The sequence below is a fragment of the Thiocapsa sp. genome (assembly GCF_035467215.1).
GTDB lineage: Bacteria > Pseudomonadota > Gammaproteobacteria > Chromatiales > Chromatiaceae > Thiocapsa.
In genome coordinates this window covers 1-13,214 of sequence record NZ_DATITZ010000159.1, presented here as the reverse complement: position 1 = coordinate 13,214, position 13,214 = coordinate 1, and the positions used below count along the sequence as shown (strand labels likewise).

General features: G+C 63.8%; 15 protein-coding genes and 1 pseudogene. 4 read left to right on the top strand and 12 right to left on the bottom strand.

Annotated elements, in window-relative coordinates; all coding sequences use genetic code 11:
- Positions 1-255: 255 nt before the first annotated feature.
- Both VLR48_RS08940 and VLR48_RS08935 read right to left on the bottom strand, forming a co-directional pair.
- Positions 256-1,320: an IS110 family transposase gene (locus tag VLR48_RS08940; protein ID WP_325291446.1), complete on the bottom strand. Its 1,065-nt coding sequence runs from the start codon at positions 1,318-1,320 to the stop codon at positions 256-258.
- 113 nt (positions 1,321-1,433) lie between these two features.
- A complete protein-coding gene (locus VLR48_RS08935; RefSeq protein ID WP_325291445.1) occupies positions 1,434-2,132 on the bottom strand; it encodes a hypothetical protein in 699 nt (232 codons plus the stop codon).
- Between the two features lie 612 nt (positions 2,133-2,744).
- On the opposite strand from VLR48_RS08935, the gene VLR48_RS08930 reads away from it, so the two are divergent.
- The gene (locus VLR48_RS08930; protein WP_325291444.1) at positions 2,745-2,987 is read left to right on the top strand and encodes a LexA family protein; all 243 of its coding nucleotides are present in this window, start codon (positions 2,745-2,747) and stop codon (positions 2,985-2,987) included.
- A 15-nt stretch (positions 2,988-3,002) separates the two neighbouring features.
- On the opposite strand, the gene VLR48_RS08925 is transcribed toward VLR48_RS08930, so the two are convergent.
- From VLR48_RS08925 to VLR48_RS08885, 9 genes are all read right to left on the bottom strand, one after another.
- Complete coding sequence (locus VLR48_RS08925) at positions 3,003-3,461, bottom strand: DUF1810 domain-containing protein (RefSeq protein WP_325291443.1); 459 nt, start codon at positions 3,459-3,461, stop codon at positions 3,003-3,005.
- Between the two features lie 56 nt (positions 3,462-3,517).
- Entirely contained in the window at positions 3,518-4,399 is an 882-nt protein-coding gene (locus VLR48_RS08920; protein ID WP_325291442.1) for a hypothetical protein, read from the bottom strand.
- Between the two features lie 136 nt (positions 4,400-4,535).
- The gene (locus VLR48_RS08915; protein WP_325291441.1) at positions 4,536-5,522 is read right to left on the bottom strand and encodes a hypothetical protein; all 987 of its coding nucleotides are present in this window, start codon (positions 5,520-5,522) and stop codon (positions 4,536-4,538) included.
- A gap of 21 nt (positions 5,523-5,543) precedes the next feature.
- Positions 5,544-5,894 (bottom strand): helix-turn-helix domain-containing protein, encoded by a 351-nt coding sequence (locus VLR48_RS08910; protein ID WP_325291440.1) that lies wholly within the window; start codon positions 5,892-5,894, stop codon positions 5,544-5,546.
- 151 nt (positions 5,895-6,045) lie between these two features.
- The gene (locus VLR48_RS08905; RefSeq protein WP_325291439.1) at positions 6,046-6,573 is read right to left on the bottom strand and encodes a PH domain-containing protein; all 528 of its coding nucleotides are present in this window, start codon (positions 6,571-6,573) and stop codon (positions 6,046-6,048) included.
- Positions 6,574-6,787: 214 nt separating this feature from the next.
- Entirely contained in the window at positions 6,788-7,348 is a 561-nt protein-coding gene (locus VLR48_RS08900) for a hypothetical protein (protein ID WP_325291438.1), read from the bottom strand.
- A gap of 108 nt (positions 7,349-7,456) precedes the next feature.
- Positions 7,457-8,623 (bottom strand): hypothetical protein, encoded by a 1,167-nt coding sequence (locus VLR48_RS08895; protein ID WP_325291437.1) that lies wholly within the window; start codon positions 8,621-8,623, stop codon positions 7,457-7,459.
- A gap of 4 nt (positions 8,624-8,627) precedes the next feature.
- A complete protein-coding gene (locus VLR48_RS08890) occupies positions 8,628-9,806 on the bottom strand; it encodes an HNH endonuclease domain-containing protein (RefSeq protein WP_325291436.1) in 1,179 nt (392 codons plus the stop codon).
- Between the two features lie 33 nt (positions 9,807-9,839).
- Positions 9,840-10,382: a hypothetical protein gene (locus VLR48_RS08885; protein ID WP_325291435.1), complete on the bottom strand. Its 543-nt coding sequence runs from the start codon at positions 10,380-10,382 to the stop codon at positions 9,840-9,842.
- A gap of 146 nt (positions 10,383-10,528) precedes the next feature.
- Between VLR48_RS08885 and VLR48_RS08880 the strand changes: the two genes are divergently transcribed.
- Entirely contained in the window at positions 10,529-10,930 is a 402-nt protein-coding gene (locus tag VLR48_RS08880; protein ID WP_325291434.1) for a PIN domain-containing protein, read from the top strand.
- A gap of 894 nt (positions 10,931-11,824) precedes the next feature.
- Here VLR48_RS08880 and VLR48_RS20335 read toward each other — a convergent pair.
- A pseudogene (locus VLR48_RS20335) lies at positions 11,825-12,010 on the bottom strand (IS481 family transposase); the annotation flags it as partial.
- Between the two features lie 166 nt (positions 12,011-12,176).
- Here VLR48_RS20335 and VLR48_RS08870 point away from each other — a divergent pair.
- Positions 12,177-12,830 carry a class I SAM-dependent methyltransferase gene (locus VLR48_RS08870; protein WP_325291433.1) on the top strand — a complete coding sequence of 218 codons (654 nt, stop codon included), beginning with the start codon at positions 12,177-12,179 and terminating at the stop codon, positions 12,828-12,830.
- A gap of 53 nt (positions 12,831-12,883) precedes the next feature.
- Complete coding sequence (locus VLR48_RS08865) at positions 12,884-13,132, top strand: type VI secretion system tube protein Hcp (protein WP_325291447.1); 249 nt, start codon at positions 12,884-12,886, stop codon at positions 13,130-13,132.
- Positions 13,133-13,214: the final 82 nt, after the last annotated feature.

The window sequence follows — 13,214 nt, the reverse complement described above, 5'->3', positions numbered from 1 at the left end:
GTTGCCGATCCTCGTGCCCTGATGGAATTCGCGCGCCTTCCCGTCCTCATCAGCCTAACAGTCTCGGCAAAGCCGGCTGGTGGGTAAGCCAGGTTTTCGGGGAGGCAGGCCGTGCCTTTCATGCCATCACAGTGATGTTCACTCTTCGCAACTCGTGGTGCTCGTGACGCGTTACTCGCTACTCGTTACTCGATACTCGGTTGTGGCGACCGATGGGTCGCGGTTCATCCCGGGTGAGGTCGTGCCTCGCCGGCCTCAGGAGGCGGCCTGGATCGGCTTGCCGACGCTCGGGTCGTAGGGCTTGCCGCTCGTCATCACCGCATAGGCGACCCGCGCGATCTTGTTGGCCAGCGCCACCACGGCGACATTGGTGTGCCGGCGCGCTTTCAACGCCGTCGCCCAGCGGCTGACGGGATCCTCCTTGCGCTCGACCCACCGCAGCACCGCGCGCGCCCCGTGGATCAACAGCTGGCGCAGGTAGACGTCGCCGCGCTTGCTGATGCCGAGCAGGCGCTCGCGCCCGCCGGTGCTGTCCTGTCGCGGCACCAAGCCGAGCCAGGCGGCCAGTGCGCGCCCGTTGCCGAACAGCCCGGGATCCTCCCCCACGGCTGCCGACAAGGCCGTCGCGCATTTCGCGCCGATGCCCGGGATCGTCATCAGGCGCTGTGCTTGGGCGTCGTTGCGGGCAATCTCCTCGATCTGCGTGTCGTAATAGGCGACCCGCTCGTCGAGGTGGCGCAGTTCCTCGGCCAGGACGTGCAACTCCGCGCGAAAACGCGCGCTCAGGCCGTTTTCGGCCTCTTCGAGGATCTCGGGCAGGCGTCGGGCAACGGCCGCGCGGCCCTGCGGGATCTCCAGGCCGTATTCCAGCAACAACCCGCGGATCTGGTTGATCTGCGCGGTACGCCGCTCCACCGTCAGGCTGCGCATGCGGTGGATTGCCTGCACGTCCTGCTGCTCCACCGTCTTCACCGCCACGAAGCGCATGCCCGGACGCTGCGCCGCCTCGGCGATCGCCTCGGCATCGCGGGCATCGCTCTTGTTCGTCTTCACGTACGGCTTGACGAACTGCGGGGCAATCAACCGCACCTCGTGACCGAAGGTGCGAAACCGCCGCGCCCAATGGTGGGCACTGCCGCACGCCTCCATCGCCACCGTGCAGGCCGGCAGGTTGGCCACGAACGGGCTGAACTTCGCCCGGCTCAGCTTCTTGCTGAACACCGCCTTGCCCTGCGCGTCCACACCGTGCACGTGAAAGCTGTTCTTGGCCAGGTCGATGCCCACCAGCGTGACGATCCGCTCTTTGCTATTCTCGCTCATTGGTCCGCTCCGTTACCTCGGTTGACGATGTTCGATAGACATCGCTCATTGTGCCCGCTACGGGCTCGTTGGAGGAGCGGGGCGGACCATCCCATTAGCGTCGAGTGCAGCGCCTAGTTAGGCACTTCGCTCCCAAGAAAACAACAGCAGAATCCCAGGATCTCTTGATAACTCTTCCGCAAATATCTCACGAAATCCTCACGAGCCCCCGCACCCATATCCAGGACGCCTTCAGTCGCATCCCCTGTTTCAGAGATAAAAGGGGGTTCGACCAAAGTATCGTTTCGGTCCTTGTCTCGGTTCCGGAGATCAATGAAGCTAACGACCAATTCCTCGTGCGCTTCGATGCAGGCAAGCAAGCATTCTATCCCATCCAGTTTTCCGGACAACTGCGCAGCATCAGCCTTCAAGCGGGCCAATTTCTTAGCATTTAGGCCATTCCGGCGCCCGTTGAGATTGAAGCACAAGTGGACAACGGATCCAAGGATGTCGATCAGTTCTCGCCCGCGCACAAGGTACAAGTGCCAAAGATTTCGCACTTTCGCACCATCAGCCTGGACAGGCACGTCGCCCATCGGGGTGCTAAGGTACGTCTCTAAATCCAAATAGGCTTGAAGGAAATACCGTAAGCGCTCTCTAACAGGAGGCAACATCCGTCCCTGAAGCCTCGAAGACTTCTGAATCACAGCATCTGCGATAGCATCGGAGGGCCCATGCTCAAGCACGGAGAGTCGCATCTTAATCCGCCCAGGCCGCTTGAGCCATCCACCTTTTCCATCACCCACGAAATGATGATTTGGCACCTTAATCATGTTATCTCCACCCAACACTCCCATTGCATAACGTTCAGGTTAACCGGCGCCGGAAGCCGAAGACTTGAGGTTGATAAGGTGCGTCTAAAACTGTGTTTTAGGTTGGCGGCCCTTGAAGAGTCTTTGTCGCAAGGTCGTTTGAAGCACGTCAACTCCAAACAAGTCCAAGCCGCCTTCGATAGGGGCGATTGCAGCTTCATAAACATCGGATGCCAGTTGTGCATCTCGCATCCAGGACGGCGTTCAGTCTAGCGCACAACCATCCGGAGCATGCCTCAAGTCAACAGGATTCGCGCACGCCTTGAGGCGGGTTCGTCGCCGAGATGGGAACTCGGCATTCCGCCGCGGTCTCCCGAAAAAGACCGTTTTCGAGACGGAGGCAGGCCGTGTCCGGTCTCGCTGCGCGCTATCGACGAACTCGATGCTGATGTTCTCGCCAACGATGGCCGACGACCGGTTCAGGGCGTCGAGCTTGTCCTGGCTTGGAGATCCCTTGGCTCGGCTACGTTGCCGCCGGGCCCGGTGGAGACTCCGGAGGACCGCACGAGCGTTGCGGTCCGGCGCAACATGGTGCGTAAGGACAGCTATGCCCTGCGGTAGCGCTGTCACTCGATGACCGACGACCAGATCCAAGACGGCGACATCATCATCGTCGAGAAGCGGGAAACGGCTGAAAACGGCGAGACGGTCGTGGCACTGATCAAGGGCGAACAGGTCACCCTCAAGCGGTTCTACGTCGAGGCCGAGGGCATTCGACTTCAGCCGGCCAACCCCGAGATGGACCCCATCTACCTGCGCCACGATGAAATCGAGATCCTCGGGATCGTCTCGGGGGTGGTGCGGATGACGCGCTGAGGGTATAGCTGCGGATCAAGCCCGGTCGGCGGACTGCCCGAGCAGGGTCAAGGTGCGCCCGTCCGGCGCGCCGCCGAAATAGACCTGGATCAGGCGATGGAACGCCGAATCGGATGGGGAGACCTCCGCAAACAGCGTCGCACACGAGCGCAGCTTCAAATCATCCGGCGTCCCGAAGATCTCCCTCGCCGAGCGGCTCTGAACGGCGAGCACCGCCTCGGCACACTCGACCAACCGCGGCCCGAGCACCGGATGCTCCAGATACGCCCGCGCCTCGTCGAGATTGCGGATCGCATAACGCCGCGCCGTCTCGCTGAACCCGAGCCCGTCGAGCTGCGGGAAGATGTACCACATCCAGTGCGTGCGCTTGCGTCCGCTGCGGACCTCGGCGAGGGCAGGGGCATAGTCGTTCTCCTGCGCCCGAACGAAGCGGTTCAGGTCGCGGGGGCCGTCGGTGGTCATCGCATCACTCATGGTCTGGTTCCGAGACCAACCGACCGCTGTCGGCATCGGCCTGGTAAGCCCGGTCGCTATGCCCGCTCCACCGGCTGCGTCCGCGACTCCACCCGGTTCGCCGCCTCGAAAATCGCGTACAGGCTGACCTGCGCCAGATCGACCTGGCCGATCAGCAAACCGAGATACTCCTTCGATCGCGCCTGAACCCCGTTGCGTTGGCACACCAGCCAGGCGACCGCTTCGGCCTCCGTCTCGTGCAGTTCGACCGGGAGATGGGAGCGGTCGGGCCAGCGGCCTTTGCGGTCCCGACCGATGTGCCCGCAGTAGATGTGCCCCAGCTCATGGGCGAGGGTCGCAAAGCGCGTCGGCAGATCATGCTTGGCGTTGAGCTTCACCCGAAACGGCATCGCCGTTTGGGCAGGATCCAGCGCCGGTTGGACCGCGATGCCGGCCGCCGTCCCAGCCAGCAGAGCGCCATACTGGTCGGTCTCGACGACAGTGATCCCGAACTTCTCGGCCGCCTTGCGGGTGTTGTCGTAGACCTTCTGCGGCAGCTCTCCGTCGGCGAACAGCGAAGACGCCTTCTCGCCGGGGATCTCGCGACCCTCCGTGTCGCTCACCTCGTAGACGAAGCGCACCGGTCCGAACGGTTGCAGGAGGACGATCGGGATGGCGTCGGCCAGGACGGAGCGACCGCGCTTGCGCCACTCCTGGCGACTGGCCACCGCTGCGGCACCCGGTCGCTGGACCCGCACCAGCATGGCGTTGTAGACCGAGAGGGATTTGAAGCTGCGAACGAAGTTCAGGAACTCATCGAAGGCGCAGGGACCGGTTGTCGTCAGCGCCTGCTGAAAGAGTCCGTCGATCGCCGAGGCGCAGTCCTCGAACTGGGCGAGTCGGGCGAGACCCTGTTTGTCGTCGTTGTCCGACGGATCGGCACCGGCTTGTTCGGTCATCACGACTCCCTGTTGTTCACCCGAAGCGCTCCGGCCTACATGAGCCGCGGAGCGAAAGCATCTGCCTTGTGCGGCCAGCCTATGCACAGGCCCAACGCGCCCGTCCGGTCGAGCGGCCTGTCATGACGCGTCACCCTCAAAACTCCCCCTCGCGCACCGCACCCGCCGGCCCGACCGACTTGATCGTGGGCTTCCCGATCGGCCCGTTGTCCGCAATCACCCCGGCGCCCTTCTTGATCGACATCGCTGCCATACTGTCCAGACCGGCCAGCTTCGCCGCGCCTTCGAGGGCCTCCCGCTCGGCGTCGAAATACTCGAACCACGGCAAGCCGGCACGCGTGTAATCCGCGGCCGTCGGCGGCGGCTGAGGCGGTCGGTGCCCGGTGACCGAGAGATACCCCAGGCTGTTCAGCAGATGCACAAAGCAGCGTGAGCCGGCGGTCTGATCCCATGCCTCCACGCCGTAGTCGTCGTCGTAGATCTCCTGGCGCATCAGTCCGCCGGGGGCGAGGCCCATCGATGGGCAGGGCTGCGCATCGCAGCACATCAGGGCATCCCCAGCGCCCCGTCTTGCTTCCGCCGCACGCAGCTTCTCATACACAACCGCCTTCATCGGATAGACGACGATCTGGATGCCGCCGTGCTCGCCGGTCCCGGTCAACTGCTCCTCGGCGGTGTAACCCGCCCCGAGCGGCATCGCGACAAACTGGCGGATCACCCCGCGACTCACGGCAAAGCCGTCCAGCCAGGGCTGATCCGGCACCACCACGTAATCCTGTCGCTTGCGCGCCAGCGGATTGCGCCAAGCCTTGCCGGTGACCGCGTTGATCTTCCCGGCCGCAATTTTGACTGCGCAGGGATAGCTCCCGCCGAAGTTGATCCACAAGGCTTCCGCCTGATACATCGGCAGAAAGACCCCGCCATGGCGGATCCAGTCCGCGGGAACCGCGTCCTTGAAGTCATCCACATGCTGCAACGGAAACGGCCCCAAACCCGGCGGAAGAGGGTAGTCGCGGTTGTCGTCGGGGATCCGCAGGGTGCGCTGGAAATCGATCCGACAACCCGCCTTGGGATGGACGTGCGGAAAGCTGAACTCGAGTCGGTCGTTCTTAAGCTCGATCATGTGTGTACTCCCTTGAGCGATCTACCAGTCACCATCTCTTACTTCCCGGACCACCCGCAGGATCGCATCGTCCGGAAACTCCCGTAGCTGGCGTAGAACCTCCGCGAACAGCCGCGGGCGCGCCCGGATGATGGCTTGCAGATCCGACGAGACTTTTCCCGCCATCGCCAGCAGAACATCCACGTCCTCGTCGAGATCCACGGCGAGCTTGCGGATCGTTGCCTCGGACGGCGGCGCCACCTCGCCGCGCTCGACCTTGCTCAGATAGGCTGGCTCCACACCGATACGCTGGGCGACCTGGCGCAGCGAGAACGCCTTGTCACCCGCACGGCGGGCCTCGCGCTGCTCGCGGATGTAGGCTCCGAATGTCATGTGTTATATATAGTACATGTTTTGGGATCCGGCAAACTCGACGAGGTCCTGGATGTCCCGGCCCTCCTGCGTCCCGGACGAAGCGTTCGAAGTCGTGGGGATCGTGATTGCGGACCTGACGGAGCCCACACGAGGTCGAGCCGGCGATGGGTCAGCGGCGCAATCCCGAGGGCTGGCTCTCGGCATCCTGACCCTGGAGCAGCCGAACAAGCTCGTCCGGGCGCTCCGGCGTGATCAGCCAGGGCCGCTCCGACCCCAGGTCGATCCAGACCAGATCGCGGTTGCGCGACACGTACATCTGGACGGGGCCCCGGCGTTGCGTCCAGAGCCAGCCGAACGCGCCCCAGAGTCCTCCAGCCCCGACCCTAAACCCCCAGCCCAGATCACGGCGCAAGGCACGGCGGTCGGTCAGACGCGCCTCCCGAATGAGGTTACGGCGGATGCGGCGCCGTTTTAGGGGCCAGACGACCTCCAGACCATCCTCGTCGAGGATGAAGGCGCGCGGGCGAAAGCGCAGCCAGACCCAGGCATAAACGAGACATATCAACAGCAATGGAACAAGCAGGGACAGCGAGAGCATCAGCATCGCGATCAGGATGACCACGGGGACCAGCAGCAGCAAGAGCGTCAGCGCCAGCACGTCGATCGTCATCGGCGCAAGACGGAAGTGATGTCTCATAAGCTCCACCGATCGTGGCGCGCCGTGTTCAGCGGCCGGCGCAGAAAGCAGGCATAGCTGTAGAGGTTCGCTTGCACGACTCAGTTGCCCTCTTTTCCGATGGCGACAGTTTGATCCGTCGCGTGCCGATGCTCGATGGGCGCATCTCCACTTCCGGCGTAAGACATCAAGACGTACCGGCTCGACTCAAGTTTCCGGTCGACGCGCCCGTCTGCTACGGCTTGGGCAAGCGCCCCGACACGCGCTCAGCGATCTGCTTCCCGAAGCTCAGCCGGTCTCCGGAAAACCGCCCGGCAGCTGTCAGGATGATTTGGTAGGGCCCAACGAACACCGTGAGCTGACCGGTATCGGCATCCCAACCGGCAGGTCCGGCAAGACCCTCGACCGGTACAGGAACAGCCACATCGCCGAGCTCCCGGCGCAACTCGTCCACGTAAGCGGCGTAGGCTTGAGTCGGGTCAACAACGCCATGCGGTTTGACCAAGAGCCCGACACTGAGCATCGGCGCATCGGTATGGGCGTTGTCGTAGTTGCACATCGACACCCAAAACGGCCCGCTACCCAGCTCCTTGCCGTTGGGCTCGCCGACAACCAAGCCATACACCGCCTCGACATCCGCCTTGGTCAGCAGTGCGCAGGCATCGACTGGAGGGGCCCCAGCGGCCTCCGCCCCGACCGCAGGCCAAGGACCGCAGAGCATTCCGGCGAGCAGAAGCAGGATCGCCAGACGGGATCCGGTCGACGTGGAGCGGGGTTCGCAGTGGCTGAGCAGCATCGGGTAGTCCTTTCAGTGGCCGAACGGTTCGATGACACGAAGAAAGGTAGCGCACCACAATCGCTGCGGTGGCGGCGAACGACGCACCGAATAACCAGAAAGGGCGCATCACCGCACCACATACGGCTTCGTCTTCACCCCTGCCGTGCCCGCCCCGGTCAACTCCGCCGCGTTCACCAGTATCGGCTGAATCCACCCCAGCCGGCTCTCCGCCAGCCCCTCGCCGTAGCGAATCCGCCGGAAGTGCCCACGGCGCCAGTGCGGCTTCACATGCCGATCATCCCCGCGCGGCAGTCCGCCCGGCGCACCCGAACCCGCCCAGTCCGGTTCCGCACTCGGCCCGATCAGGATCCGGTCATAGGCCGTGGTCAGCTTGCGCCCGATCTTGGCCGCCTTCTTCGGCCCCAGCCCTCGCAACCGCGTCTCCAGGTCCGTGCGCTCGGTAACCTTCAGCTTCTCCGCATCGGGGAGGTTCAAGTAAAGCAGCACCTTGGCCAGCTCGAAAATCACCGGCTTCGCCATCGCGACCTCGTTCGGATCCATCGGGCTCATCCCCGGATGCGCATAGGCAGCCGGATTATTGAACCAGGCGATATGACGATCGAGCAGGGTCGCCAGGCACTCGTCCTCGTCCTGGATCACCAGGATCATGTCCTGCGAGGCGTCGTCGAGGGCGTTTGCTTTACCGAGCGGCGAGCCGATGATGACGACCTCGACGACGCGCGCCGGCTTGGTTGGATCGAGCTTGAGCGCCCGATTGCGTGCCGGATGGTCGAAGACGGAGTGGCCGGCGGACACCTCATAGACGCCCATGTAGGCGCCCTCGCAGGCATGCAGCCCGGTCTGACGATTCGGGACCTGCAACGGATTCGGCCGGGCCAGCTCGATGAACACAAGGGTATAGGGACTGCGGAAATAGTGCGCGGGTAGACCCTCCGCGAGGTCTGTCTCGGCCAGCATGGATTGCAGCGTCGGGGCCACCTTCAGGATCGGATCCCCGTGGGCACGCAACCTGGCCCGGACGATCGTCAGCAGAAAGCTCCCCATGTTGGCATTGCCGATGAGGCCGAAATGGGCGATGGCGATCTCGCGCATGCCGGGGACGTTGTTGAGGATCCACTCGGAGGTTGCATGCCGGTCGGTAAGGTAGGGGCGCAGGCCGGCCATGACTCCGAGATTCTCGAACATGACCGTGTCGACGTGTTTGCCGACGGCGGCATCGACGCGCACCGGATGCGGCAGGGCCATGATGGCGGGGTCTAGCATGGGGTCCATGGAATCAGATGTCTCGTTGGGTGTATTGCCAGTCCGGGGTAAAGCCCTGGTTGGTCGCAAGCGTGATCAAGGGGCCGATGTTCTGCTCGTAGGCGCGCGAGAGCTGCTCGATATCCAGCAGCGCCGCGGAAGACGACAGGTGAAGATCGGCCAGATGGTCCTCGGTGAGCTTCTCGAAGGTCGTCTTTGGCATGATCCGGCTCGCGGTCACCAGACCGCGATGTTGCAGCGCGACGAAGTCCCGAAAGTAATCCGGACTCGGCAGATGGTTCGACTTCGCCGAGTTCACCGCCGCCGGCGCCGGGATCAGATTCCAGAGCTGATCATGCGCGACGTAGGACCAGGGCAGATAGTGATCGAGCGCGAAGGCGTCCGCTGTCAGGATCGTGCCGGAGTAGATGCAGCGCAGCTCCGGACGATCGGGATGGGCGAGGATCGTGCGCCAATACCGCGTCTGCTTGCTCAGCGCATCACGCTTCACCGGCGGGAAGAGCTTGTTCGACAACCCCGGCGTGGTCGGATTGCGTTTCTGCATGTAGCCGAGCCAGTGCCAAGCTGCCCAGCCATGGATGATCGGGAAGTGCCGCTCCAAGTAGGCGACCCAGTCGGAATGCCAGGCGACGGCGGCACAGTCTTTCCACTCGTCGCTGTCGTAGCGGTAGAGCGGCCGGACCGTCTCGAAATGCGCATTGGCGATCGCCGGCATGGCCTTCTCGAAGACCATCCAGGCACCTTTGTCGACCCCGCGCAGCTGCGACTCCAGAAACGGGATCTGCAAGCGGTAGGGCACGAAATCCATCAGACGCGCCGCGTCCTTCAGGTCGACCGCGGCCAGTGCACCGCGCAGGGCACGCCGATCGTTGGCGAACAGGTTGGCGCCCTCGTCCAGCCCCAGATCCAGCGCATCGAGCTTCTTCGCGATGGTGTCCTGCGCCCCGAACGACAGCTTGAAATAGGTGTGCGGAAACCACGCCAGCGAGAGCATCTCGAGCGTGATCTCGGCATAGGTGTAGTGCCGCTCGGCATCGAAGCGATGGCGCTTGAGCAGGTCGAGCAGGGCGAGGAAGAAGACGAACTTGTAGGAGTTCGTGGTGTGGCGAAAGAGCCCGGCGAGTGCCGCGACGTTCAGCCCGTCGCCGGCTGGAAGCGATGGTGAGAGGGTAGGGGACTCGGAAGAGGGCACGCGCAATCCTTGAGCGAGGCGGTAAGACCCGGTTCAGACAGACTCGGGCAGCGCAAGCCGGGCACGGATCTTGGTCTCGATGTCCGACCAGACCCCCAGCAGAACGCGCGCAAGCTCCGTCTCGCAGGCATCGAGATCAACCAGCCGATGAAACTCGATCAGGGACCTGTGCGCCTGCGGATCATCGGCCGGCAACGCGGCCTCCATGATGCGGATGTTCGCCGAGATCACCAACGGGGCATTCGCCTCGATCCAGGTCGGGATGTCGTGCTCGACCGAGGGCTCGATGTCGGGACACTTATCCTCCACGCACTCGAAGAGGCTGGCCATGAAGGTGTCCATCGTGGCCCGATGCAGCAGGCCCGCGACCCCCATCCCCCCGTCGTCAAGGAGATCCGGGTCGAGCCCGTCGATGATCGTACTTGCACGCCGTTCGATCCAATAGGCATCGAGCGCCGCCAGCGCACTGAACGCCGACATGATCCGAGCCGCGCTTGCGGAGCGCACGATCTCGCCGAGCTCGCCTACGATGGCAATCGCCTCCCGTTCGCTCATGCGCTGCGTGCTGTCGGTCATCGGCCGTCCTCTGCCCGGCGGTTGGAAGTGCGGGCGTGTCAGGCCCATGACTGTGGGGAATTATAGCCCTCTGACGCCGTGCCTTTGGTCGCGGCGCACCATCGACGCGCTCGCCGCGAATGCGCCGGACTCGGAGGACCGGCCACATGATCCACATCCTGATCGACTTCGAGAGCATCCAGCCCCGGCACCTTGAGACCTGGGCCGACGAGGACATCCATGTGACGGTGTTCGTCGGCGCGCACCAGAACCGGCTCCCGTTCGACTTGGTCGCTGCAATGCAGGCACTCGGCGCACGAGGGCACTATATCAAGCTGCGCCATACGGGCAAAAACCTGCTCGACTTCCATCTGGCCTTCCATCTCGGGGAGTTGGTCGCACGCACCCCCGAGGCGACCTACCGGATCGTCTCCAAAGACGGCGGATTCGATGCCCTGATCGAGGACTTGCAGGCACACGGCTTGGCCGTCGAGCGCCTGCACGTGGAGCCACTGCCGACCACGCCGACCGAGACCACCGAAGTCATCTTGCAACGAAATCAGACTTGAGCACATCCCAACGGCTTCTGTGCCCGCATCGCGAATGAGCGGATGTGCCGGGACGCGGGCTCGACTCGTCGACTGACTCCGGATACGGAGGTACCCGATTCCCGACGCAAAGCTCGGAAATGCGATGCACGAGGTTTTTGCCTTCCAATAGCCTTTGCTATACGTTATCGGAGGGGATCCGGAATAGAAATTCCAGGCGATCGAATACGCCGAAAGCCCGTTTCTTATCAAAAATAGGTTACGGCTCGCCCGGCGAAAGTGTCGGAGAGTGACTTTCGCGGCTCGAGGCGTGCGTCGAAAGTGTCGGAGAGTGACTTTCGCGCTCGTCGCCCGACGGCGAAAGTGTCGGAGAGTGACTTTCGCACCCTGCCACCCAGCGTCGAAAGTGTCGGAGAGTGACTTTCACCAGCCCCCCCGGAGAGCACCACAACGCTATATGGACAAAACATCCGCGTGTCCATATAGCGCCGCATCCGGGGGGGCGTGTCCATATAGTTAGTTAAAGGAAAAACGGCCCCTTCTGTCCATATAGCGCAACGATCGGGGTCGCACCGTCGCCTCGCGAAATCCCCTCGCCGGGGGCCGGCCAGCACCGCGCGCGCGCATCCCGGCAGCCCCGGTGCCGAGGCCCTCCGCGGCGCCCGATGAGATCAGGAATGAACGTCGCACCCGCCGCTATAGGTGTCGCCAGGGATTCGCGAATAGGCCGCGCGCTGCGGCAGCGCACCAGAGCGCTCGCGACTTCATTCATAATCGCAATGATCATCCGCGCATCTCATTCACAGAAATTGCTCCACGCGCGGGTGGATGCAGAGGGCATTGAACGGCAGTTCCCAGGAGAAGGAATGCCATTTCAGGGCGTAGAGGGCGAGCAGTCGCGTCTTCATCGCCGGGATGCACCGTCTCCAGGGCGCGGTAGCGCGCGGAGATCTCCAGGCGGATGCCGGCCAGGCTGATAGTGCCGTTGCCCCGGCGCCGGGCGACCTCGATGCGGAAGGCCGCGCGCAGGGCGGCGGGGTCCGGGCAGGGGCGCGCCAGCGGCGTGATTGCCGATTCCGAATGGGTGCTGCGGCGATACTCCCCCGGCGATGCCGCATCACCGGATGTGTCACGATGAGCGCTGCCGCGTGGCGGGGCCACCGGCCATGATCGAGGACTTGCAGGAGCGCGGCCTTGCCGTCGAGCGTCTGCGCTTGAAGCCAACGCCCGCCACGCCGACCGAGACCACCGACCCGAAGGATCTGCCATGACCCGCGCCACGCCTGCAAACGACCCGACCCTCGCCTACTACGAAGACCAAGCCGAGACCTTCTTCGCCGAGACCGTAGCCGTCGACATGGCCCCGCTGTACGCCAGGTTCCTCGCCCGCGTCCCGCCCGGCGGGTACATTCTCGATGCCGGGAGCGGGTCCGGGCGCGATGCGCTAGCGTTTCGGCGGCTGGGCTATGCCGTTACCGCGTTCGAGGCGTCGCCGACGTTGGCACGGATGGCCTCGGCGCATTGCGGGTTGCCGGTCGAGGTCCGACGCTTCCAGGCGGTCGACTGGGAGGGCTGCTTCGACGGTATCTGGGCCTGCGCGAGTTTGTTGCATGTGCCGATGGCGGAGCTGCCCGAGGTGCTGCGGCGTCTCGAACGTGCGCTCAAGTCCGACGGGGTGCTCTATGCCTCGTTCAAGTACGGGGCAGGGGAGCGTGAGCATGGGGGGCGGCGGTTCACGGATCTGGACGAGGAGGAACTCGTGGCGCTGGTCGGCACCGTACCGGCGCTTGAGGTGCTCGAGACCTGGGTCACCGGGGATCGGCGGGCGGGGAGGGAAGGGGAGCGGTGGTTGAATGCGATGGTCGGGAGGGAATCAGCGACTCTCGCGGTTCAACGGATGTCCGGACAACCTCAACGCTGATGTGCAGATCCTTATGTGCGTGGTGGAAAAGGAAATGACGCTGCGTAGCCCGCCTGGTCGGGAATCGAACCCTGGCGGCCGTGGAGTGCTCCTTCTACCGGGTGACCACACGAAAGGCAAAGCAGCTCTACTTCCGGATCACACTGACCCAACCGCGGATCGTCGATCTCGCGGTGAGCGGCGCGGGGCCAACCGACAACGTGGCGCGCGAAACGGTGCAGTTCGTTTACTACAAGATCACGTTTGAAGACGTTCTCACGGGAACGGTCGCGGAGGATTTCTGGGAAATCCCGGAATCCTGACGCAACAAGATCCCGGCCCCATCGGCGGACTACCGGGGGGCCGGACCAAGAGAACCCAAGCGGCTAACCCGGCGCTCCACTT

Excerpts from the sequence above, each read along its gene's own strand:
- VLR48_RS08940 (WP_325291446.1), bottom strand. The coding sequence starts at position 1,320 with ATGAGCGAGAATAGCAAAGAGCGGATCGTCACGCTGGTGGGCATCGAC.
- VLR48_RS08935 (WP_325291445.1), bottom strand. The coding sequence starts at position 2,132 with ATGATTAAGGTGCCAAATCATCATTTCGTGGGTGATGGAAAAGGTGGA.
- VLR48_RS08930 (WP_325291444.1), top strand. The coding sequence starts at position 2,745 with ATGACCGACGACCAGATCCAAGACGGCGACATCATCATCGTCGAGAAG.
- VLR48_RS08925 (WP_325291443.1), bottom strand. The coding sequence starts at position 3,461 with ATGAGTGATGCGATGACCACCGACGGCCCCCGCGACCTGAACCGCTTC.
- VLR48_RS08920 (WP_325291442.1), bottom strand. The coding sequence starts at position 4,399 with ATGACCGAACAAGCCGGTGCCGATCCGTCGGACAACGACGACAAACAG.
- VLR48_RS08915 (WP_325291441.1), bottom strand. The coding sequence starts at position 5,522 with ATGATCGAGCTTAAGAACGACCGACTCGAGTTCAGCTTTCCGCACGTC.
- VLR48_RS08910 (WP_325291440.1), bottom strand. The coding sequence starts at position 5,894 with ATGACATTCGGAGCCTACATCCGCGAGCAGCGCGAGGCCCGCCGTGCG.
- VLR48_RS08905 (WP_325291439.1), bottom strand. The coding sequence starts at position 6,573 with ATGAGACATCACTTCCGTCTTGCGCCGATGACGATCGACGTGCTGGCG.
- VLR48_RS08900 (WP_325291438.1), bottom strand. The coding sequence starts at position 7,348 with ATGCTGCTCAGCCACTGCGAACCCCGCTCCACGTCGACCGGATCCCGT.
- VLR48_RS08895 (WP_325291437.1), bottom strand. The coding sequence starts at position 8,623 with ATGGACCCCATGCTAGACCCCGCCATCATGGCCCTGCCGCATCCGGTG.
- VLR48_RS08885 (WP_325291435.1), bottom strand. The coding sequence starts at position 10,382 with ATGACCGACAGCACGCAGCGCATGAGCGAACGGGAGGCGATTGCCATC.
- VLR48_RS08880 (WP_325291434.1), top strand. The coding sequence starts at position 10,529 with ATGATCCACATCCTGATCGACTTCGAGAGCATCCAGCCCCGGCACCTT.
- VLR48_RS08870 (WP_325291433.1), top strand. The coding sequence starts at position 12,177 with ATGACCCGCGCCACGCCTGCAAACGACCCGACCCTCGCCTACTACGAA.